General features: G+C 34.6%; 16 protein-coding genes and 2 pseudogenes. 11 read left to right on the top strand and 7 right to left on the bottom strand.

The window, feature by feature from the left end; all coding sequences use genetic code 11:
* Positions 1 to 15: 15 nt before the first annotated feature.
* From A9G44_RS08130 to A9G44_RS08115, 4 genes are all read left to right on the top strand, one after another.
* Positions 16 to 1,608, top strand: a complete 1,593-nt coding sequence (locus A9G44_RS08130; RefSeq protein WP_065610316.1) for a bifunctional aspartate transaminase/aspartate 4-decarboxylase — start codon at positions 16 to 18, stop codon at positions 1,606 to 1,608.
* A gap of 471 nt (positions 1,609 to 2,079) precedes the next feature.
* Complete coding sequence (gene purH / locus A9G44_RS08125; protein ID WP_065610314.1) at positions 2,080 to 3,672, top strand: bifunctional phosphoribosylaminoimidazolecarboxamide formyltransferase/IMP cyclohydrolase; 1,593 nt, start codon at positions 2,080 to 2,082, stop codon at positions 3,670 to 3,672.
* An 85-nt stretch (positions 3,673 to 3,757) separates the two neighbouring features.
* Positions 3,758 to 5,047 carry a phosphoribosylamine--glycine ligase gene (gene purD, locus A9G44_RS08120; protein ID WP_065610311.1) on the top strand — a complete coding sequence of 430 codons (1,290 nt, stop codon included), beginning with the start codon at positions 3,758 to 3,760 and terminating at the stop codon, positions 5,045 to 5,047.
* A gap of 404 nt (positions 5,048 to 5,451) precedes the next feature.
* On the top strand, positions 5,452 to 6,975 hold the full coding sequence (locus A9G44_RS08115; RefSeq protein WP_065610309.1) for a hypothetical protein: 1,524 nt from the start codon (positions 5,452 to 5,454) through the stop codon (positions 6,973 to 6,975).
* Positions 6,976 to 7,377: 402 nt separating this feature from the next.
* Here the strand turns inward: A9G44_RS08115 and A9G44_RS08110 are convergent, their stop codons facing one another.
* Positions 7,378 to 7,878: an MFS transporter gene (locus A9G44_RS08110; RefSeq protein ID WP_065610307.1), complete on the bottom strand. Its 501-nt coding sequence runs from the start codon at positions 7,876 to 7,878 to the stop codon at positions 7,378 to 7,380.
* Between the two features lie 14 nt (positions 7,879 to 7,892).
* On the opposite strand from A9G44_RS08110, the pseudogene A9G44_RS08100 reads away from it, so the two are divergent.
* The 3 genes and pseudogenes from A9G44_RS08100 to A9G44_RS08090 all read left to right on the top strand — a co-directional run bounded on the left by A9G44_RS08100 (position 7,893) and on the right by A9G44_RS08090 (position 10,400).
* Positions 7,893 to 9,043: pseudogene (locus tag A9G44_RS08100) on the top strand (IS3 family transposase).
* A 20-nt stretch (positions 9,044 to 9,063) separates the two neighbouring features.
* A pseudogene (locus tag A9G44_RS08095) lies at positions 9,064 to 9,765 on the top strand (type I glyceraldehyde-3-phosphate dehydrogenase); the annotation flags it as partial.
* Positions 9,766 to 9,815: 50 nt separating this feature from the next.
* Positions 9,816 to 10,400 (top strand): TetR/AcrR family transcriptional regulator, encoded by a 585-nt coding sequence (locus A9G44_RS08090; protein ID WP_065610302.1) that lies wholly within the window; start codon positions 9,816 to 9,818, stop codon positions 10,398 to 10,400.
* A 225-nt stretch (positions 10,401 to 10,625) separates the two neighbouring features.
* Here A9G44_RS08090 and A9G44_RS08085 read toward each other — a convergent pair whose 3' ends face one another.
* The 3 genes from A9G44_RS08085 to A9G44_RS08075 all read right to left on the bottom strand — a co-directional run bounded on the left by A9G44_RS08085 (position 10,626) and on the right by A9G44_RS08075 (position 12,946).
* Entirely contained in the window at positions 10,626 to 10,880 is a 255-nt protein-coding gene (locus A9G44_RS08085; protein ID WP_218058637.1) for an aldo/keto reductase, read from the bottom strand.
* A 67-nt stretch (positions 10,881 to 10,947) separates the two neighbouring features.
* Positions 10,948 to 12,093: an iron-containing alcohol dehydrogenase gene (locus A9G44_RS08080; RefSeq protein ID WP_065610300.1), complete on the bottom strand. Its 1,146-nt coding sequence runs from the start codon at positions 12,091 to 12,093 to the stop codon at positions 10,948 to 10,950.
* 34 nt (positions 12,094 to 12,127) lie between these two features.
* Positions 12,128 to 12,946 (bottom strand): SDR family oxidoreductase, encoded by an 819-nt coding sequence (locus tag A9G44_RS08075; RefSeq protein WP_065610298.1) that lies wholly within the window; start codon positions 12,944 to 12,946, stop codon positions 12,128 to 12,130.
* A gap of 198 nt (positions 12,947 to 13,144) precedes the next feature.
* Between A9G44_RS08075 and A9G44_RS08070 the strand changes: the two genes are divergently transcribed.
* Positions 13,145 to 14,029 (top strand): LysR family transcriptional regulator, encoded by an 885-nt coding sequence (locus tag A9G44_RS08070; protein ID WP_034912674.1) that lies wholly within the window; start codon positions 13,145 to 13,147, stop codon positions 14,027 to 14,029.
* A gap of 277 nt (positions 14,030 to 14,306) precedes the next feature.
* Here the strand turns inward: A9G44_RS08070 and A9G44_RS08065 are convergent, their stop codons facing one another.
* The 3 genes from A9G44_RS08065 to A9G44_RS08055 all read right to left on the bottom strand — a co-directional run bounded on the left by A9G44_RS08065 (position 14,307) and on the right by A9G44_RS08055 (position 19,645).
* Positions 14,307 to 15,557, bottom strand: a complete 1,251-nt coding sequence (locus tag A9G44_RS08065) for a phosphoethanolamine transferase (RefSeq protein WP_179854827.1) — start codon at positions 15,555 to 15,557, stop codon at positions 14,307 to 14,309.
* A gap of 490 nt (positions 15,558 to 16,047) precedes the next feature.
* Complete coding sequence (locus A9G44_RS08060; protein ID WP_218837567.1) at positions 16,048 to 17,361, bottom strand: sulfatase-like hydrolase/transferase; 1,314 nt, start codon at positions 17,359 to 17,361, stop codon at positions 16,048 to 16,050.
* A 682-nt stretch (positions 17,362 to 18,043) separates the two neighbouring features.
* Complete coding sequence (locus A9G44_RS08055) at positions 18,044 to 19,645, bottom strand: phosphoethanolamine transferase (protein ID WP_143426348.1); 1,602 nt, start codon at positions 19,643 to 19,645, stop codon at positions 18,044 to 18,046.
* 309 nt (positions 19,646 to 19,954) lie between these two features.
* Here A9G44_RS08055 and A9G44_RS08050 point away from each other — a divergent pair, with 309 nt between their 5' ends.
* The 3 genes from A9G44_RS08050 (at position 19,955) to A9G44_RS08040 (ending at position 22,526) form a co-directional block, all read left to right on the top strand.
* Positions 19,955 to 20,188, top strand: a complete 234-nt coding sequence (locus A9G44_RS08050; protein WP_081298294.1) for a Flp family type IVb pilin — start codon at positions 19,955 to 19,957, stop codon at positions 20,186 to 20,188.
* Positions 20,189 to 20,295: 107 nt separating this feature from the next.
* Positions 20,296 to 21,603 (top strand): CpaF family protein, encoded by a 1,308-nt coding sequence (locus A9G44_RS08045; protein ID WP_081298293.1) that lies wholly within the window; start codon positions 20,296 to 20,298, stop codon positions 21,601 to 21,603.
* The gene (locus A9G44_RS08040) at positions 21,600 to 22,526 is read left to right on the top strand and encodes a type II secretion system F family protein (protein WP_065610296.1); all 927 of its coding nucleotides are present in this window, start codon (positions 21,600 to 21,602) and stop codon (positions 22,524 to 22,526) included. The genes A9G44_RS08045 and A9G44_RS08040 overlap by 4 nt, the downstream gene beginning before the upstream one ends.

Below are 22,526 nucleotides of genomic sequence, written 5' to 3'. Positions count from 1 at the left end.
TAAGGATACAAATGTATGAAAAACAAAACAGAATACAGTCAATATGCTAATTTAAGTCCTTTTGAATTAAAAGATAACTTAATTAAACTGGCACAAAGTCATACTGATCGAGTAATGTTAAATGCAGGGAGAGGCAATCCCAACTTTCTTGCTACTTGGCCTCGTCAAGCTTTTTTCCAATTAGGTGTATTTGCAACCCAAGAATCCGAAATGTCATTTTCATATTTAAATGAAGGTATCGGTGGCATGCCAATTAAAGCAGGACTAACCGGACGCTTTGAACATTTTATTTGCCAAAATTACAACACTCCTGGTGTTGCCTTTTTAGGTAAGGCATTTTCTTATATTCGTGATCAACTAGGGCTTGACGAAAACGCCTTTTTACAAGAAATGGTAGAAGGTATTTTAGGATGTAATTATCCAGTACCAGATAGAATGCTACATTTTAGTGAAGATGTGGTTAAAGCATATGTTTTACAACAAATGGATGCTCAATATCTGGATCGTAATGATATAGATTTATTTGCTGTCGAAGGTGGCACAGCTGCCATGGCTTATATTTTTAACTCAATGAAAGAAAATGGATTAATCCAAAAAGGTGACAAAATTGCCATTGGCGCACCTATATTCACGCCTTATCTCGAAATTCCTGAACTTAACGATTACCAATTAGTTGAGGTATTAATTAATTCTGATCCTAACTCAAATTGGCAGTATCCTGAGTCAGAATTGCGTAAATTAGAAGATCCAGCAATTAAAGCCTTTTTTGTTGTTAACCCTTCAAACCCACCATCAGTTAAAATTGACGATAACAGCTTAAAAATCATTGCCAACATTGTCAAAAAACGCCCTGAACTGATTATTCTAACCGATGACGTTTATGGCACATTTGCTGATGACTTCCAATCTTTATTTGCAATTTGCCCTCAAAATACTATTTTAGTTTATTCATTCTCTAAATATTTTGGTGCTACAGGTTGGCGTTTAGGTGTTATTGCAACAGCACATGATAATGTAATAGATAAAGCCATTAAAGCGTTACCAAGCAAAACCAAACAGATCTTAAATAAACGATATAGCTCAATTGTTACTGACCCTGAAAATCTAAAATTTATAGACCGCTTAGTAGCCGATAGTCGTGCGGTTGCATTAAACCATACTGCTGGGCTATCAACACCACAGCAAGTACAAATGGTATTATTTGCATTATGTGAAATGATGGATAGCGATCAAAGCTATAAAACAGCATTAAAATCACTAATTCGACGCCGTGCAGCATCACTTTATCAACATTTAGGTCTTAAACATCAAACCGATGAAAACAGTGTAGATTATTACACTCTAGTGGATCTTGAACATATTTGCCGAGAATTATATGACGATAAATTTGCTAAATGGATCCTAAAAAATAAAAATCCTTCTGAAATGTTATTCAGAATTGCTGATGAAGCAGGCGTTGTACTACTACCGGGTAAGGGATTTGCTGTACAACATCCTTCTGCTCGAGCATCGTTAGCAAACTTAAATGAATATCAATATGCCGCAATTGGATTATCAATGCGTAAATTAGCAGAAGAATATTATGCTGAATATAAAGCGAAGAATTAATAGTTAAATATTTAAATCAATAAACTTAATTAATACCCTAGCTAGTCTAGGGTTTTATTCAACCAAAATGTTGTAAATTTTCTACTACCGATGTATCCAAAAGTAACAGTATTACGACAATCTATCTTTTGGGAAAAATATAAAATAAATATACTACCTGAGTTATGTAAAACGAAAAATAGACCTATCTTTATAACGTTTAAAGGTTAATATAACCATTTATACGTGTCGTCAAAATATGCCGACAAATAAGCGTGCATAACATGTCAAACAAGCATTTTGGAGGTGGAAGTGTTAGGTATTTTGTCAAGAATAAAAATATAGCTGATTTGTCAAAATCGAAATAAAGTCAAATATTATCATTCAACTACTTTGATCGTTTTTGATAAGTTAACACTAAACTTCTATCTTTAATTTATATATAATGTTGGCTCAATACTTAGATTGTAGATATCAATTTCGGAGCCTTTCATGCAGCAGTTTCGTCCTATCCGTCGTGCTTTACTTAGTGTGTCCGACAAAACCGGTATTTTAGAATTTGCAAAAGCCTTATCAGAACGTAATGTGGAACTCCTTTCGACTGGGGGAACAGCAAAATTATTAATGGAAAACCAAATACCTGTTATTGAAGTATCCAATTACACTGGTTTCCCTGAAATGATGGACGGGCGAGTTAAAACCTTACATCCTAAAATCCATGGGGCAATTTTAGGGCGACGGGGTATTGATGATGCTATTATGCAACAACACCAAATTGCACCGATTGATATGGTGGTTGTTAATCTTTACCCCTTTGCGCAAACTGTCGCTAAACCAGATTGTACGTTAGATGATGCGGTTGAAAACATTGACATTGGTGGTCCGACAATGGTTCGATCTGCTGCCAAAAATCATAAAGATGTTGCCATTGTAGTTGATTGTGGTGATTATGAAAATATCATCAATATGATGGATAGTAACCAAAACTCGCTTTCATTTAAATATCGTTTTAACCTTGCAATTAAAGCCTTTGAACACACGGCTAAATATGATGGTATGATTGCCAACTATTTTGGGCAATTAGTGCCACCTTACATGGGTGAAACCAATCAACCATCGGGCGAATTTCCTCGAACTTTAAATCTACAATTCATTAAAAAACAGAATATGCGTTACGGTGAAAACGCACATCAGCAAGCGGCTTTTTATGTTGAGCAAGATGTCAAAGAAGCCTCGATTGCAACAGCAAACCAGTTGCAAGGTAAAGCCCTTTCTTATAACAATATTGCTGATACTGACGCTGCGCTTGAATGTGTAAAATCATTTGATGAGCCAGCGTGTGTGATTGTAAAACATGCTAATCCTTGTGGTGTAGCGATTAGTGATAATATTTTACATGCTTATGAAAAAGCCTTTAAAACTGATCCAACTTCAGCTTTTGGTGGCATTATAGCCTTTAATCGACAACTTGATGCAGATACCGCAAAAGCCATTGTTGATAAACAATTTGTAGAAGTAATTATTGCCCCATCAGTTAGCCAAGAAGCTTTAACCATTACTCAAGCTAAAAAAAATGTGCGTGTACTTGAATGTGGTGAGTGGTCAACACCAGCATCAGTAAGTTTAGATTTTAAACGTGTCAATGGCGGTTTATTAGTGCAAGATCGCGATCTAGGTATGATATCGCCAAATGAATTAACTGTAGTAACCAAACGTAAACCAACTGCTCAAGAGCTTTCAGATGCGCTATTTTGTTGGAAAGTGGCAAAATTTGTTAAGTCAAATGCCATTGTCTATGCAAAAGATAATATGACAATTGGTATTGGAGCAGGGCAGATGAGTCGTGTTTACTCTGCTAAGATAGCGGGAATTAAAGCTAAAGATGAAAATTTAAACGTTGCTGGATCAGTTGTTGCCTCAGATGCGTTTTTCCCATTTAGAGATGGAGTCGATGCCGCTGCAGCCGTAGGTGTGACTTGTGTGATTCAACCCGGTGGTTCGATTCGAGATGATGAAGTGATCCAAGCCGCAAATGAGCACAATATCGCAATGATCTTTACTAAAATGCGTCATTTTAGGCATTAATTGTGTGATCACTTTGTTAGTTTTTTAAAAATTAGTTATCTATATATATCTTTATATTATGAAAGGCATCTTAAAAGGATCTTTTATGAAAGTATTAGTAATTGGTAATGGTGGGCGTGAACATGCGCTTGCTTGGAAAGCAGCACAATCTCCATTGGTTTCTAAAGTTTTTGTTGCACCTGGCAATGCTGGTACTGCGCTGGAACCAAGTTTAGAAAATATTAATATCAAAGCCACCGATGTGAGTGGACTGCTTAACTTTGCCCAGCAACAGCAAGTGGATTTGACCATTGTTGGTCCTGAAGCACCACTGGTTATTGGCATTGTTGATAGCTTCCAAAAAGCAGGATTGAAAATCTTCGGTCCAACAAAATCGGCCGCTCAACTGGAAGGGTCAAAAGCTTTTACTAAAGATTTTTTAGCACGTCATAAAATTCCAACAGCTGAATATCAAAACTTTACTGAAGTTGAACCAGCAATTGCTTATATCCGTGAAAAGGGCGCACCGATCGTGATTAAAGCCGATGGACTTGCGGCTGGTAAAGGCGTTATTGTTGCCATGACACTAAAAGAGGCCGAAGACGCCGTTCGTGACATGTTAGCTGGAAATGCCTTTGGTGATGCAGGTCACCGAGTAGTGATTGAAGAGTTTCTCGAGGGTGAAGAAGCTAGCTTTATTGTCATGGTAGATGGCAAAAATGTCGAGCCCATGGCAACGAGCCAAGATCATAAACGTGTTGGCGATGGCGATACAGGTTTAAACACGGGTGGCATGGGCGCGTATTCGCCAGCTCCTGTTGTAACTGATGCGGTTTTTGCAAAGGTAATGGATGAAATCATTTATCCAACGGTCAATGGTATGGCGCAAGAAGGCAACGTCTATGTCGGCTTTTTATATGCTGGCTTAATGATTGACAAAAACGGCAATCCCAAAGTTATTGAATTCAACTGCCGATTTGGCGATCCCGAAACACAGCCGATAATGATGCGAATGCAATCAGATTTGGTCAAACTTTGCTTAGCGGCGGTAGAAGGCAAATTAGATACGGTCAAATCAAAATGGGATCCAAGATCCGCATTAGGTGTAGTGCTAGCTGCAGGCGGTTACCCGGGTGAATATCATACCCAAGATGTAATTCTTGGACTACCGGCAGAATCAACCGAAGATTGCAAAATTTTCCATGCAGGTACTAGTTTAGAAAAAGGGCGAGTCTACACCAACGGTGGACGGGTATTATGCGTAACCGCACTTGGCAACACAGTACTTGAAGCTCAACAACGTGCTTATCAGCAAGCCAAAGACATCTATTGGCATGGTTGTTTTTATCGCCATGATATTGGCTACCGTGCAATTGAGCGGGAAAAAAATAAATAACCGTTTATGAAAAATTGGTTTATTAAAAAACAATAAATAAAAAGTTCAATAAAATCAATACTCTACCTGAGTGTTTTTGCCTTGGGTAGAGTGTTTGATAGCGCTAAGTGCTTTATCATTTTGATATAAAATAGCTTAAATAGTATGATGTCACCGTTGCGATTTGCTACTCTCAAAGCTCAAAATATCAGAATTTTAGCTAAATTTTTAAATAAAAAATGTATCCTAAAAGCTGTCATAATCCTAAAACAATAACACTCACTTTTAACAAAAATTAACCAAAAATTATCTAAAAGCTAGCAAAAATTTACATAAACGGTTATAATTTCATCAATTTAAAATTAGTTAATTTAATTATAAGGTTAATATAGAAACCAATAAACTTAATCGACAGGTGGAACGTAATGCAGTATCATTTTAGACACAAGCAGAGGCAAGCCAATGTCTTAAATTTATTAAATAACCATGCTAGATGTAGTGTTACACAAATCTTGTTTATCTTATCAAAGTTATCTTTAAAATTTTTATCGAAATCACTTGCTAAATTTCCGTTTTCATTGACACTACTACTATTATTGCCGTATTCATTGGAATCGCAGGCATTATCGGCCACGACTTCTAAACGTATTAATGGTACTGTACCTTATTTAACTTTTGAGGATGGTACTACCAAAGTGATTACAACAGATGACTTATTAAGTATTAGGTTATCAGATGGTCGTACACTCACACCGCAAAACAATTCTTCATCATCAACAAATCCCATTGAGCTACCCGCATCAGGTCAAAGTTTTGAAAATATTGACATGATAGTACCGACATCAACCAATTCTGTGAACCTTAGCGATTTAGTCGCACAGGGTAATTGGGGTGATGATGATGGTGATGGACAAGATGGCGGGGTAATGGCAGAAGGAAGTATAACGCTTAGTATCACAGATAAAAATAACCAAACGGTTAGTCGTAATGAAGTATTAACGATAAGTAATGCACCTTATAAAGTAAAATTAAGTAGTACAGGGGGATCTTTAAGCACACAATACGGGGAACCAAAAGCTAATACCTTCACAGAAGGTAGTGAAACATATTACATCAAACCAAAGGTTACAGTAGGCGTCAATTTCGTAAGACCTAATTTGCAATTTGGAACAGACATTTACGCGGGTCCAGCTTACGAATGGAACCCTGATAAAGGATTTTTAGTTCAACCAACCAATTCAGTATCATACGCGTTAAATTTTCCGACTACGGGTGCTGATGGATTATATTTTGATTTAGACATAGTTGGAGTAGATGCAAGTCAGTTGACTTGGGAGCCAGTCACGCATGAAGGAATAACCGCTACGGTGACAAGGACAACCGCTAGCGATAGTTGGATTCCTAATGGTTCAGAAACAGTAACGCGTGTTACTCTAACGGGTCCAGAGGCTAAAGCACAATGGGATAGTGCTAATCCAAATCCAATTACAGTGCCAAATTTACCAGAAAAATTTGAATTAAAAGGCAAGGATAGCAGTGGTAATGTGGTGGTAAAATATGGATTTGTATTGCAAAAGTGGTTTGTCAATGGAGGAACTAGATTTGATATCTATCCTAATAGCGTATCTTGGTGTAGTAGCTTAGGTTATCGAATTCCACAGATAAGGGATCTTACCAATACGTACAGTTCTGGTTGGGGTAATGGTTGGCAAGTAGCTGTACCGCCATCTTCTAATGATTATTATTATCAACGCCGAATAGGGGCTGGACTTGCTACAGAGTGGGGTGACATGATGTATTATACTAATACAGGTTTTGAACACATCATGAACAACTGGACTAGTGATAGTATGGGAGGAACAGGCTACTATATGTACACAGTGGGTTTGTCGAATGGTATTGTTTACTACTCTACAAGCTTATCTTCTATTGTTTGTGTTACTCCTTAGTTTTTGCACTTAAACCTAAACTGAGGACACTCAACCAAAGAACAAAGTTCTGTGTAAAGCTAGACGACACGCCCAATAGGTTTTAAAAGCTTGCGCTTTTTCTAATAAATAGCAAAAGCGCTTTGCAAAAATAAAAAACAAAAGTTAACTTAACAAACGAAAGATAATCTATAACTATTTAACCCTATTAAAAAAAATAAAAATTAAATAAAATCAATAGTCTACCTAAGGTGTTTTTTATAAGGTCATCTTAATAAATATTTTCAATGCTTTTCTTAAAGACTTAATTTTTTTTCTATTCATTATCAAAGTTTTTGGATCACTATAGGTAATTTATGTATTGTATATAGTGAGCAATTACTTTATCGTCATCATTTTACTAATTCGAACTAATAATAGAAACTAAAGTTTAATTTCGTTATTTGCCAATGAAATGAAACACAATAGCGAAGCAAATGTCAGAATGGTTACAGTGCCCCATACTGCTCGCCATCCGTAGATATGGGCGATATCAGCAATAATAATAGGAGTTAGAAACGAAGTGATAAATACGGTAGTGCCAATCATACCCAAGGCTGTTCCCGCACGTTCAATGCCCGCTTTAACTGCTACTTCGGTATAAGCAATACCGTGCCACGCATGGCCAAATAACCCCGTTAACACAATAAATATAATGCCGATATATGTATTATTCACCATTAAACAAAGCATTAAAGATGCCATTCCACCAAGTATGGCGTAATATTTTAATAAGGAAATACGATTCTTTTTTTTGTCTGTATAGTAACCAGACCAGATCCTGAGCAACCCACCACCAATCTGAACACCAATAAGAATAATAGCAATTTGATCCTCGCCAAAAAAGTGGACAAAAGTCGCCTCTATGATATAAATAAAAATCATAGGAGACAAATATCATGGTCAAAAAATTTAGTATCGAATTCAAACAACAATCAGTGGATTATGCGTTATCTAATGCACACCTTTCTATCAGCGAACTTGCCAACCATCTAGGTGTGGGTAAATCAACCCTAGATAAATGGATTAGGCAACTTTCCCCGAATAAAACCAGCCGTCGAGAGTTAACGGCTGAGCAACAGCGGATTATGGCGTTAGAAAAAGAGATTAAAGAACTGAAAATGGCCAATGATATACTAAAAAAGGCGCATGTGTACTTCATCAATAATCCAAGTCGGTGAAGTACGCTTATATGAAAAATCATTTAACCTGCTATCCCGTTACTAAGATATGCTCATTACTTGGTGTCAGTTCATCGGGTTATGATGCTTGGTTAAAAAGAGCAAACAAATCAGCCAAACTCAGCGAGTATATTAAAAAGCAGTATTGGCAACATAATGCCCGTTTGGGTGCGCCAAGCCTGCTTCATGATGCAAGAGAAGCGGGCTATCAAGTTTCAGAAAGGACAATTAGCCGTGTTTTGCAACAATTGGGATTACGGAGTAAAGCAGCACGTAAATTCAAGCATAAAACAGACACGACTCATCGCAATATTGCGCCCAACACGTTAGATAGGCAATTTAATCCTGATAAGCCTAATAAAACATGGGTAACCGATATTACTTATATTAAAACGGGTGAAGGTTGGTTATATTTGTCGGTGATTATCGATTTATATGGACGAAAAGTGATTGCTAGGCAAACCAGTCGCTACATAGACCGCCATTTAGTGTGTAATACATTAAAACAAGCTTTATTTCGGCGTCACTTTCCTAAAAATGTACTCATTCATAGTGACCAAGGAAGCCAATATTGCAGTGCTGATTTCAAGCAGTTATTGTTACAATATGGGCTAAGGCAAAGCATGAGTCGAAGAGGCAACTGCTTTGATAATGCGGTTGTTGAGAGTTTTTTTCATACACTCAAAACACATATTATTCATGACTGTTACTACAAAACGAGGAAGCAGGCTAATAAAGCACTATTTGAATATATTGAAATCTATTATAATCGGATACGCCGTCATTCAGCCAATGGCTGGGTATCACCTGAACAATATGAACAACAATATTACCAAAACGAAAAAATGATAGAGGCGGGCACTGTCTAATATTTTGGCGAGGATCAGTATTTAATGATGGCACAAGAGCACAGTCTCATATTAAAGCTGGAGCTAAAAAAGTGCTCATTTCTGCTCCAGCAAAAAATGTCGATTTAACTATTGTTCAGGGGGTGAATGAGCATTTATATAACAAAGATGAACACCACATTATTTCTAATGCTTCATGTACAACAAATTGTTTAGCTCCTTTAGTTAAAGTGTTACATGAGAATTTTGGAATTACATCAGGTTTTATGACAACCATTCATGCTTATACGCAGGCTCAAAATCTTCAGGACGCACCGCATAGGGATATGAGGCGAGCACGAAGTGCAGCGCAAAATATTGTTCCAACTTCAACAGGTGCTGCGCAGTCAATTGGACTTGTTTTTCCTGAATTAAAAGGCAAATTAGATGGTGGTTCGGTGCGTGTTCCTGTCATTACTGGATCCATGATAGATCTTACATTAAATCTAGAGAAAGAAGTGACAGTACAATTAGTAAATGATACTATCAAAAAAGCTGTAAACTTGAAAAAAATGGATGGTATTCTTGCCTATACAGAAGATGAAATTGTTTCTTCTGATATTATTGGCAATCCAACTTCCTCTATTTTTGATTCTAAGCTAACTAAAGTAATGGATGGTACTTTACTCAAAGTTGTCAGTTGGTACGACAATGAATGGGGTTTTTCAAATCGTTTGGTAGATACCATTTTACAAATTAAATAATTAGTTAATTAAACATACCGTCAATTGATGGTGTGTTGAGTTATAGCAATATGAATAACGAACAAAAAACTAAACAAAATTCCAGAGAAAAGCTCATTATTGCTATGGCTGATCTCTTATTAGAAAAAGGTCTAGCAAATACTAGCCCTAAAGATATTTTAAAGCGGTCAGGTGTTGGACAAGGTAGTCTTTACCACCATTTCAACGGTAAAGAAGATTTGGCCTTATATGCTATAACTTATAATGTAGAACAGTTAATAAGTATCAATGCTTCAGTACTAAATACTAATACAAATGCTTATAATAAACTGTCAAATTTGCTATTAAAACCTCGTAATATACAACGAGGCTGTTTAGTTGGTCAAATGGCACGGGATCGGTCTATTATGACAAATCCTCATTTAGCGGCAGAAGTTACACGCGGATTTTTGACAATGAAACAAACGTTAGAAAATCTTATAAGAATGGGAATTTCGGATGGAAGTATTTCTAATATTCTTGCACCGTTAGAAGCAGTAACACTGATCATATCCACTTTGCAAGGCGCTTATATTTCAGCAAAAGGATTGCAAGATGATTCCTATTTTCACCTAACAATCAATTCGCTATTGAAAATATTTACGCCAAAATCATAACTTATTTTTGTTTAATTTGTGTTGATTACAAACAATAAAACAGTCAAACCGTCAAACCGTCATTTATAGCCCAATAAAGTAACTCATTTTTTATTTATTGTTTTTCTCTATTTCACAATGGACATAAACCAATCCTCCATTTTTGGATTTTGATGCGAGAAGAAAAAACTATGCCAGTATCTAAAGTAGTAATGAGCTTTATCTCTTGTTCTGAAAGGGCAAAGTTCAAAAGGCGATCTGGGTAAAATTGCTAACGCCGATGGCTTTAGCCTTGCCTTTTTCGTAAGCTTCTTCCATTAATCGGTAAGCATAATAGTAGTCATTAAATGGCTGGTGAATTAATAATAAATCAATATAATCTGTTTTTAATTTGCGTAATGATTCTTCTATTGATTGCTTGGCTTTGTAGTTAGCGTTGGTGATCCATATTTTTGTGGTAATAATAGTTCTTGGCGGGGAATGCCACATTTTGTATGGCATTGCCAACCTGACGTATTTTAAAAATTAAGACCTGTTTTAGATGGACGGTAAATCCATCTAACATTCATTATTTAGCCAAATTTAAAATATTAGCAATGACCTGCTTGCTATAAATGTCGCTCATTTGCCAATCAATAGCGTTTTGTGCTGCATTGTCTACGATCAGTTTTAGATCCTGTTGGTTAATATTGAGTTGCTCAAGTGTAGTTGGTGTGCCTATTTTGTTAAACCAGGCTCTTAATGCTTCAATACCTTGTTCAGCCGTTGATAAACCAAAAATCTCTTTAGCAAAACGTTGGAACTGTTTTGGATTACGATCGTGATACCAAGTCATCCAAGCTGGCATAACAACTGATAATCCAGCACCGTGTGGTACATCACAGATTGCACTCATTGCATGTTCGATCATATGGTTGGGGTAGCTAAAGCCAGCTGTACCTAGATAGGTTAAACCATTTAAAGCCAGCGTTGCCGCCCAAGCAAATTCACCACGTGCATCTAAATTATTGGGATTTTGTAGAAGTATTTCGGTGGTACGGATCACGGTTTTTATATTAGCTTCGATTTGTAAATTAATGAGTTCAGGCTGTATCGATGCAGTAAAGTACCCTTCAATGGAATGGGCGATAATATCAGCGGCCGAATACACTAGATAATCACAACTGATTGTGGTTTGAAGTTGAGGATTAATTACCGATACTTTCGGAAATAAACTAAAACCATGAATTGGATATTTTTGTTTAGTTTTTTCGTTTGTGACAACACCACCATTGTTCATTTCACTACCAGTTGCAGCTAAGGTCATTATATCAAATATATTAAGTGCTTTGGTTACTGGGGAGCCAGTAAAGAAGTCCCATACATCTCCATCGTATAAACTACCAGCGGCAATCGCTTTTGCACTATCTAAGCAGGAGCCACCGCCAATACTAAGTACGCTATCGGCGCCAAATTTTTTAGCGATAGTGATCCCCTCTTGAACTTTGCTTAAAATGGGATTACTTTTAATTTTACTACATTCGGTGAATTCAATGCCGTATTCACGCAAGCTTGCTGTTACATTATCAAATAAACCAGATTGTTTGATGCGATCACTACCAAAGACAATTAATACTCTTTTGGCACCAAACTCCTTCATATAGCGACCCATGTTTTTTTCTTTATCGATACCAAATTCTATACGAGTTGGATTTTGAAAACTAAATTTATACATCGTGTTATTCCTTATACTAGACGTTTAATAAAAATTAGTCGGTTAGATCCCACCAAAATTTTGCTGTGGCACCGCCATCAATTAACATATCACTACCAGTAATATAAGCTCCTTTTTCGGACATAATGAGTTCGGCTAGGTTAGCAATTTCATCTGGCGATCCACCACGACCTACTGGTAATTCTTTAAGCATTTTGCGGTAAAAATCTTTACGATCGCCATTGAGTTCTTCATTGGCTAAAGGTGTATGGATAATACCTGCACTAATACAGTTTATTCTTGCACCACGATGCCCCCAGTTGACCGCTTCTGCCTGCACTCTTAAGGCATTTCCTTTTTTGGCTAGTTGATAAGCTTTTAAACTATCATTTACTTCTTTAATAAAAGGTAAATTGAGTAATGCTTCTGTGGGTGTTAAGGCTAGGGCTTTAGTTTGTTCCAATGTAAGCGGGTCTAAGCGATGTGATGATTGTGAACCAATGACCAAAGCCGAACTACCTTTTGCCATTACCCCACTAAATGCATCAAATAACAGGGCGTTACCATATAAATCGACTTCAAAGATTCGCTGTGCAGACGCTTGGGAAGGCGATACACCAGCCGTGTTGACTAAGCCCATTATTTTGCCTAATCCAGTGGCCGTCTCTACCAGTTTATTGACCGATACTCGATTTGATACATCGCAAGCGATAGTATGGGTATTATATCCAGCATTACGCAGTTCTTGAGCCTGTTTTTCAGCATTTTCAATTTTTAAATCGGCTAATAACAGTACTTTACCCACCGCTATACGCCTGGCTATTGCTATACCTATTGCCCCAGATCCACTTAGAACAATAACTTCTTTTGACATTGTAGAGCTCCCTTTTAATTAGTTATATCGCAAATAATTAAACTTTGGCTATACCTAAATTTTCACGCATGGCATATCTTGGATTTTTGATTAATTTATTAATTTAATAATAACGTCATTTTAACGAGAGCTTTTATTGAGATAAATGGGTGGTTGTTTTATAGTGTAGTGAATTAAATTCACTAATAAAATGCAATTATGTACAACCTTAATGAGTTAAATTACTTTATTACCGTAGCACAAACCAGCAGTTTTGTTAAAGCAGGGCAACGATTGGGAATTTCCTCATCAGCGTTAAGTCATAGTATGCGAAATCTAGAGACCCGATTAAATTTGCGTTTATTTAATCGTAATACTCGTAATGTATCACTGACTGAAGCAGGAGAACAACTATACCGAAAGCTATCCCCTTTATTTGACTCGATTAATCAAGAGGTGAACGCACTAAACAATTTTATTAATATACCTTCAGGAACGATCAGGATAAACGCGCCAAGTATCGCTGTAGAACATATTATTTATCCAAAATTACGCGATTTTTTACCCCGTTATCCGCTGATTAAGGTCGAAATTCAAGCCGATAATAGTTGGGCTGACATTGTTAAACAAGGTTTTGATATGGGATGTCGTTTAGGAAGTGATTTAGCCAAAGAGATGATTGCTGTAAAAATATCACCGCCCTTAAAAATGGCCTTAGTCGCTAGCCCTGAATATTTAATCGGAAAAGTGATACCGAAACAAATTAAAGAGTTAGATGAACATCGCTTAATTGGTATGAGAATATCCTCACAGCACGGAACTGAATTGCCATGGGAGTTTACGCAAGCAGGAAAGATGATTAAATATCATCCTCATTCACAATTTATAATTAATAATCATTTGCATAAGCAAGCAGCTTTAGATGGTTTAGGCATCACTTGGACGGCTAAAGCCGATGTTGAAAAGGAATTAACATCGGGGTCATTAGTTGAGTTGTTAACCGAGTTTGCTATCACTTATGACTCTTTTTACCTTTACTATCCAAGTCGCAAAGGACATTCAAATGTTTTTAAATTGATTATAGATTTGTTAAAGTGTGAGTAACAGTCTTGAATAGTTACTATAATTCATACAGTTAAATTCATTGTTAGAACATGCATTTCTAATTACAGAATTCATTATTTAAGTTTAATGTCCACGTAAAAAGCTTTATGTGTTCAATAGTGTATTTTTTAGTTACTCTAAAAAGTACACTATTAATAATAAATTATAGACTAGTATTTAATAGCAAAAAAGGGGCGTTTTGTGCCCCTTTTATAATATTTTATATACAATTTATAGCCGATTTCTATCAATTCCTCAACGTATAATAGGTAACAAATTAACGCTTGTTAAGTACTTCTAAAAAAGGCATGACACTATTGTTTGGCATAAAAACTCGATCATTATTCTTTTCTTTGTTAAGGATAGTTGGATCAATCTCATAACCTAAAAGATTAGAAAGAATATATTTATTCATAAGCCCGCTTAAATAGCCGTCTTGTCCCCGAAACGATTCAATAAATTGGCAATTATATCGCTGATTGGTTGATATAAACATAAAAGGGATTAGAAATTGGTCAACGTTGTCACCTATACCATGCCCAACATTCACAATTTCGCCATGATCCGAGGTATAAATAACGGTATAGTTGTTACTATATTTATTAATAACATCATATAATGCTTTGATTGTACGGTCGGTATGATGAATAGTTAAATCATATTCTTCGACATCAGGTAAAGCCAGTTTATCAATTTCATCATAACCATTTGTATAGGGTTGATGGCTACCGCGCAAATGCACAAAAATAAATTTTTTTGGAGAATTATCTTTTTGTAGGGTGTCTTCTAATAATTGACTTAAACTGACATCCAAAAGATCTTCACTAAAAGTGATAACATCGCTTTTACGTGCAATAAAACCAAATTTAGTATTAAATGTACCTTGAATTCGTTGCCCAGCCGATGCTAACCAGTAGGTTTTGTAATGATTGAACTTAGCCATCTCAATAATCGATTTATTATCAAATAAATTATCATTACTTTCGGGCACATTGAATGAAAGTGTCATTGGTATAGAATCCCGGGTTAAAGCGGCGGCTGAGTGGCTGTTTGGGATAATACATCCGCCATTTTGACTAAAAATATTGCTCATGAAAGGCGTAGTTTGCTGATGATAACCATAAGCGCTATAGCGGGAAACTAAAGACGATTCGCCCATAATAAATACGATCAAGTCGTTATCAGGCTTATTAGGAGGTAAAATCACAGCTTGATTAAATTTCTCAATTTCATTGGTATTTGAATAGATATCAGTTGATGCATAACTAGCAAAAAGATAAGATAAATTACCCAATGCCGCTGGATAAATTCGACGAACTATCTCAGCAGTAGTTTTATAGTTGCCTCTCTCGATTTCAGACTTTTCTGCTAAATTTTGTGAAAAAACAATAAAAAAAAGTAAAATTAAATACAATATTAATGGAATAACAGGTCTAAATTTAACAGTAATTGCTTTTCTTAAAATAAATAAAATAAGAAAAGTTGCAATAAATGCGGGGCCAGCTATGATTAAAACTTGTTTAGACATTGACAATATTTCATAAGAACTGGTTTCTACTATAGAGTCGAGAACGGTATCTGATATTACCTGCCCGTAATAAATAAAATAACTTATTTCTAGTAAAAACAAAAATAGAAAAAGCGAGCCAAGAGCAAATATAAAATAATTACGGCTAAGAATGCATGTATGTAAAAGAATAATAAAACATAAAGTTGTTATCAAAACGGCATAAAATATAGGTTCCTTAAAAATAAATTTGCTGCCAATAACATCAGATGTTAAATAAGAAAAAATAGCACTAAAAACGATATAAACCAACAATAAAATGAAAGAAAGATTCCATTTAATTTTAAAAAATTTCATTATATTACCCTATTATATTTTTACCATATTAGGTTAACTTATTGTTCTATTTGTGATTATTAGCTTGTACTAAATAAATTTTTTTAAAAACTTAATACATTTATTGAAAAAATAACAATGATAAAAAATTTCTCAACGTATAGTAAGTAACAAATTAATGTTTGTTAAGTACTTCTAGAAAAGGCATGACACTGCTGTTTGGCATAAAAACTCGATCATTGTTTTTTTCTTTGTTAAGGATAGCCAGATCAATCTCATAGCCTAAAAGATTAGATAGAATATATTTATTCATAAGCCCACTTAAATAACCATTTGGTCCCCGAAATGATTCAATAAATTGACAATTATATCGTTGATTGGTCGATATAAACATAAAAGGGATTAGGAACTGATCAATGTTGTCACCAATACCATGCCCAACATTCACAATTTCGCCATGATCCGAAGTATAAATAATGGTATAGTTGTTACTATGTTTATTGATAACATCATATAATGCTTTGATTGTACGATCGGTATGATGAATAGTTAAATCATATGCTTCGGCATCAGGTAAAGCCAACTTATCAACTTCATCATAACCTTTATAGGGTTGATGGCTACCGCGCAAATGTACAAAAATAAATTTTTTTGGAGAATTATCTTTTTGTAGGGTGTCTTCTAATAATTGACTTAAACTGATATCCAAAAGATCTTCACTAAAAGTGATAACATCGCTTTTACGTGCAATAAAGCCATATTTAGTATTAAATGTACCTTGAATTCGTTGCCCAGCCGATGCTAACCAATAGGTTTTGTAATGATTGAACTTAGCCATTTCAATAATCGATTTATTATCGAACAAATTATCATTGCTTTCTGGTACATTGAATGAAAGTGTCATTGGTATAGAATCCCGGGTTAAAGCGGCTGCTGAGTGGCTATTTGGGATAATACATCCGCCATTTTGACTAAAAATATTGGTCATAAAAGGCGTAGTTTGCTGATGATAACCATAAGCGCTATAGCGGGAAACTAAAGAAGATTCGCCCATAATAAATACGATCAAGTCGTTATCAGGCTTATTAGGAGGTAAAATCACAGCTTGATTAAATTTTTCAATTTCATGGGTATCTGAATAAATATCTGTTGATGCATAACTAGTTAAAATATAAGCTAAATTAGCAAGTACAGCAGGATAACTTTTACGAATTATGCTATCACTAGCTTTATAGAAACCTCGCTTAATATCAGGTGTTAATGCGGTGTAATTTACTAGACAATAAATAAGGTAGGACAATATAAGCACATAAATAGTTATAGGAATAAAAAGTTTAAATTTAATACGAACAATTTTTTTAAGAATCAATAAAATAATGAAGTCCGCAATAAGCGCAGGAATTATTATGATCGAAGCTTGTTTAGCCATTGACATTGCTTCATGAGAATTAGTCTCAATAATAGAATCAAGTACTCCTTCTGATATCATTTCCCCATAAAAAATAAAATAACTAATTTCGGATAAAAAAAGGAATAATAATAAAAAGCCAAAGACAACAATAAGCTTATGACAGCTGCAAATACAATTATGTACTATCATAATAAAAATTAAAGTTGTTATTATTGTAATATAGAAAAACAAATCTCCCCAAATAGATTCGGTAGATTTATCATGATAGCTATTATTAAAGCAGTAAGACCAGATAACACTGATAAACGTATAAACCAATAACAATAATATTAAGGGCCGAACTCTTTTTATCCCGCATAATTTCATAAAATATGACCTCATCCTATATTTGTGTATTTACTAGTTAAAAGTGACAGTTGATTTGGTCACTCTAGCCCTCAAATATTCTTTAGAATATCTTACCACGTACAGCCGTCCCGCATTTAATATAAAATATTTTCTATTCTGTTGCTATGTGTTTGTTTATTTTGTTTTTTTAGTGGTTATCTGTTAACATATGTTCTACATATAACGTGCTGTTATTGTTAATTTTTGGCAAAACTATATCATATACAATGTCTTTTTATTTTCTTTTTATTGAAAGATCGATAACCTCTAGTATGTAATAACAAAAAGGAGCTATACTTTTACGCACATTTAATATTTTGTATAAAATTTATAGCCGATTTCTATCAATTCCTCAACGTGTAGTAAGCACAAATTAATGCTTGTTAAGTACTTCTAAAAAAGGCATGACACTACTGTTTGGCATAAAAACTCGATCATTATTTTTTTCTTTGTCAAGGATAGCCGGATCAATCTCATAACCTAAAAGATTAGATAGAATATATTTATTCATAATTCCACTTAAATAACCATCTGGCCCCCGAAACGATTCAATAAATTGGCAATTATATCGTTGATTGGTTGATATAAACATAAAAGGGATTAGAAATTGGTCAACGTTGTCACCTATACCATGCCCAACATTCACAATTTCGCCATGATCCGAAGTGTAAATAATGGTATAGTTGTTACTATATTTATTGATAACATCATATAATGCTTTGATTGTACGGTCGGTATGATGAATAGTTAAATCATATTCTTCGACATCAGGTAAAGCCAACTTATCAACTTCATCATAACCTTTGCTATAGGGTTGATGGCTACCGCGCAAATGCACAAAAATAAATTTTTTTGGAGAATTATCTTTTTGTAGGGTGTCTTCTAATAATTGACTTAAATTAATATCCAAAAGATCTTCACTAAAAGTGATAACATCGCTTTTACGTGCAATAAAACCAAATTTGCTATTAAATGTACCTTGAATTGCTTGCGCAGCCGATGCTAACCAATAGGTTTTGTAATGGTTGAACCTAGCCATTTCAATAATCGATTTATTATCGAACAAATTATCATTGCTTTCGGGCACATTGAATGAAAGTGTCATTGGTATAGAATCCCGGGTTAAAGCGGCGGCTGAGTGGCTATTTGGGATAATACACCCGCCATTTTGACTAAAAATATTGGTCATAAAAGGGGTAGTTTGCTGATGATAACCATAAGCGCTATAGCGGGAAACTAAAGACGATTCGCCCATAATAAATACGATTAAGTCATTATCATACTTATTAGGAGGTAAAATCACAGCTTGATTAAATTTCTCAATTTCATTGGTATTTGAATAGATATCTGTTGATGCATAACTAGCCAAAAGATAGGATAAATCGCCAAGCACAGCAGGGAATATTGTTCGAATTACACTAACACTACTTTTAAGATGACCATTTTTAATGTCAGACTTTAGTGATGACTTAGTTACTAGGAATAAAAGAACAACGGATAGTATAAGTATATACAAAGATAGGGGGACAAAAATCCTAAATTTAACGAAAATTAATTTTTTAAGAACAAATAAAATAAGAAAGGTTGTAATAAATGCAGGACCTATTATGAGCAAGGCCTGTTTAGTCATTGACATCACTTCGTGAGAATTAGTCTCAATAATAGAATCAAGTACTCCTTCTGATATTATTTCCCCATAAAAAATGCAAAAACTGATTTCAGATAAAAAAAGAAATAAAAATAAAGAGCCAAAGGCAACAATGGGTTTATGACGACTACTAATGCTTGCATGTACTAACACAATAAAGCATAGAGTTGTTATTGTAATTAGATAAAAAAAAGGATTTTCAAAACAAAATCCATCCCGCTGTGCACCAGACTTAGTAAGGTAAATAAAAGCAAAAATAGCACTAATGAAAGTATAGATTAACAGTAAAATTAAACGGGAACTTCTTTCAATTCCATATGATTTCATAGTATATCTTAGTTATCTTATCGTTATTTTGTAAAAATTATAATAATCAATTATATTTTTTCAATTAAATTTTATTAAATAGAGGACATTATTGTATTTTTAAAAATACATGTTTTTGAAAAAAAAGAAGTAATATTATCTTGTCAATGGTCAATATTTACACGATAACCATGATGTGAATTATAAAAATACAATTTTCGATTGATAGCTAGTCATTTTAATTTTATTAGTGTAAGATATGTACACTTCTTGATAAAGAGGTATAAATTTTTAGTAATAATTTTAAAAAATATTTAAAAGGAGAAAATAATGATGTATTTATCAGCAATTCGTTCTCAAGCAAGAAATTTCTTAGGTAAATTTGTTAAAAATGAGCAAGGCGTAACAGCAATTGAATATGCAATTGTTGCAGCAGGTGTTGCTACTGTTGTATTCGTTGTCTTTAAAGGTGATGGTCCAGTAGCGTCAATGTTAAGTGAAGTTTTTAGTACTTTAAAAACTAAAGTAACTTCTACAATCAATGCGGTATCTACTGCTGGTTAATTTAGTTTGAAGATAATGTATTATTATCTTTGTTAAGTTAAAGTTACTAGCACGAGTTAAAGTGCTAGTAACTTTTTTGTAATGTAAAAAATAATATAATAAATGTTATGGCTAATGGACAATCTAAGTTTTCTGAAGAATGGGGTAGAGTTCGTGATTTAGTTTTTCAAGTGCTTGATCTTGATTTAATTGAGCAATTAAAAAACGAACCCAATCGAGTTTTGCGTGAAATTCAAACAATAATCAGAGATATTGTTAATTCTGGTAATGCTTATATTACTGCCGATGAATCTGGTGTATTGGCTGGTATGATTTGCGATGAAATTATTGGTTATGGTCCAATTGACTCATTAATGAAAGATGAAACGGTTAATGATATTTTAGTCAACGGTCCTTATAGTATTTATGTTGAACGGGGCGGGGTCCTTGCCAAAACGGATAAGTTTTTTATAAACGAACGTCAACTACTTGATATCGCAAGACGTTTAGTCAATAAAGTTGGTAAAAATATTGATGAGGCACATCCTTTAGTCGATTCACGGATGCCCGATGGTAGCCGACTTAATGTTGTTATTCCTCCAGTTGCCATTGATGGAACGTCGATGTCAATTCGTAAATTTGGTACTGGCCGTCGAACATTTCATGACTTGATCAACTATGGTTCACTAAATGAGGACATGGCTAATTTTTTAGTTATCGCTGCTCGATGTCGAATGAATATTATTGTTTCAGGTGGAACAGGTTCTGGTAAAACAACAATGCTTAATGCACTGTCTGGATTTATTGGTGAACATGAGCGAACTATTACACTTGAAGATGCCGCTGAATTAAAGTTGCAGCAAGATCATGTGCTTAGAATGGAAACCAAATCAGGTGGTGAGGATGGTCGTGGAAGAGTAACTATGCAAAATCTCTTAGTTAATGCATTGCGTATGCGACCAGATCGAATTATTTTAGGGGAGTGCCGTGGTGAAGAAGCTTTTGAAATGCTTCAAGCTATGAATACGGGGCACAATGGTTCAATGTCGACATTACACGCCAATACTGCTAAAGATGCTTTATCTCGATTAGAAAGTATGATCATTATGGCTCAACCTGAATTACCTATTGTTGCAATTAGACATTATATTGCTTCTTCCGTTAACTATATTATTCAGGCTTCACGCCTTCCAGATGGACAACGTAAAGTAATGAGTATTACTGAAGTTATGGGATTAGAATCCGATAATATTGTTACTCATGACGTTTTTAAGTTTAAAATTCATGACGAAAGAGATGGAAATGGTAAGATTCAAGGTGAATTTGTCTGTAATGGATTAGTTAGGCGATCTGCACTTTATGATAGTGCTCAATATTATGAAATGTCAGATGTGTTAGAAAAACTAATGTTAAATGCAGTAGGTTTAAAAACATGATTTTACTTCTTTCGCTTGTACTTATTTTTGTTGCCGTTATAAATATTTTTGCATTGCATCGCCGTAGTGGGCGATTACAAGTATTTTATAATGTCGAAACTAAAAATACTTCGTTATCAAGTTTGGTCGAAAGGCAATTATCTCAAAAAAAGCAATCCTTTTGGGAACGCATCAGCTTTAATATTAAAATGATGATTAGATCTGATTACAATTTTCTTGTAATGGGGCAATCAAAAAGTCGGTTGTTTGTTTATATTTTTGCAGGTACAGTTGCGGGTATCATATTGAATGAAAAGTATATTAACTATAATAGCTATTTTGCTACTTTAGCTAGTATTATTATCACAATTGTTATAATTATTTTTATAAAAAAAAGAAAGTTAAAAAAAGAGTTTTACGATACATTTCCTGAAGCATTAAACACCATTACAGGTGTTGTGTCATCTGGTGGCGCAATAACAACAAGTTTTAAAACGTGTGGAAATTCTATTGGTGGAATTGTTGGTGAAGTAATGAAGGATGTGGATAGCCGAATTGAAATTGGTGAAAATATTGAGGATGTGTTGATAAGATCTTATTTAAGGCTTCCATTTCCAGAATATTATTTTTTTATTCTGACAGTAATGGTTAATCTAGATAGTGGTGGAGAATTAAAAGAAGTTCTTAGTCGGTTAACAAAAATGTTAATAAACAATCGAATTTTAACTAAAACTAGAGACGGTAAAACGGCTGAATTAAGAATGACTATGAAAATACTAGGCGGTATGCCTTTTGCTTTTGTATTTATTCTTAAATTTGCTTCACCAGCAAATTATGAACAATTGGTTGGCACAACAGCTGGTCATTATGTTTTATATTATATATTTGGTAGTGTTGCTATTGGGCTTTTCATTATAAAAGGAATGGTTAGTAAGGTCATTTAA

Origin of the sequence: Gilliamella sp. Occ4-3, from assembly GCF_001690675.1 — a bacterium.
Classification (GTDB): Bacteria; Pseudomonadota; Gammaproteobacteria; order Enterobacterales; family Orbaceae; genus Gilliamella; species Gilliamella bombi.
The sequence above is the reverse complement of the archived record's forward strand: the minus strand, read 5'-3'. Positions and strand labels throughout refer to the sequence as shown.

What these genes read in the sequence shown, in the direction of transcription:
- A9G44_RS08130 (WP_065610316.1), top strand. Translation starts at nt 16, where the DNA reads ATGAAAAACAAAACAGAATACAGTCAATATGCTAATTTAAGTCCTTTT.
- purH (WP_065610314.1), top strand. Translation starts at nt 2,080, where the DNA reads ATGCAGCAGTTTCGTCCTATCCGTCGTGCTTTACTTAGTGTGTCCGAC.
- purD (WP_065610311.1), top strand. Translation starts at nt 3,758, where the DNA reads ATGAAAGTATTAGTAATTGGTAATGGTGGGCGTGAACATGCGCTTGCT.
- A9G44_RS08115 (WP_065610309.1), top strand. Translation starts at nt 5,452, where the DNA reads ATGCAGTATCATTTTAGACACAAGCAGAGGCAAGCCAATGTCTTAAAT.
- A9G44_RS08110 (WP_065610307.1), bottom strand. Translation starts at nt 7,878, where the DNA reads ATGATTTTTATTTATATCATAGAGGCGACTTTTGTCCACTTTTTTGGC.
- A9G44_RS08090 (WP_065610302.1), top strand. Translation starts at nt 9,816, where the DNA reads ATGAATAACGAACAAAAAACTAAACAAAATTCCAGAGAAAAGCTCATT.
- A9G44_RS08085 (WP_218058637.1), bottom strand. Translation starts at nt 10,880, where the DNA reads ATGCCATACAAAATGTGGCATTCCCCGCCAAGAACTATTATTACCACA.
- A9G44_RS08080 (WP_065610300.1), bottom strand. Translation starts at nt 12,093, where the DNA reads ATGTATAAATTTAGTTTTCAAAATCCAACTCGTATAGAATTTGGTATC.
- A9G44_RS08075 (WP_065610298.1), bottom strand. Translation starts at nt 12,946, where the DNA reads ATGTCAAAAGAAGTTATTGTTCTAAGTGGATCTGGGGCAATAGGTATA.
- A9G44_RS08070 (WP_034912674.1), top strand. Translation starts at nt 13,145, where the DNA reads ATGTACAACCTTAATGAGTTAAATTACTTTATTACCGTAGCACAAACC.
- A9G44_RS08065 (WP_179854827.1), bottom strand. Translation starts at nt 15,557, where the DNA reads ATGTCTAAACAAGTTTTAATCATAGCTGGCCCCGCATTTATTGCAACT.
- A9G44_RS08060 (WP_218837567.1), bottom strand. Translation starts at nt 17,361, where the DNA reads ATGATATCAGAAGGAGTACTTGATTCTATTATTGAGACTAATTCTCAT.
- A9G44_RS08055 (WP_143426348.1), bottom strand. Translation starts at nt 19,645, where the DNA reads ATGAAATCATATGGAATTGAAAGAAGTTCCCGTTTAATTTTACTGTTA.
- A9G44_RS08050 (WP_081298294.1), top strand. Translation starts at nt 19,955, where the DNA reads ATGATGTATTTATCAGCAATTCGTTCTCAAGCAAGAAATTTCTTAGGT.
- A9G44_RS08045 (WP_081298293.1), top strand. Translation starts at nt 20,296, where the DNA reads ATGGCTAATGGACAATCTAAGTTTTCTGAAGAATGGGGTAGAGTTCGT.
- A9G44_RS08040 (WP_065610296.1), top strand. Translation starts at nt 21,600, where the DNA reads ATGATTTTACTTCTTTCGCTTGTACTTATTTTTGTTGCCGTTATAAAT.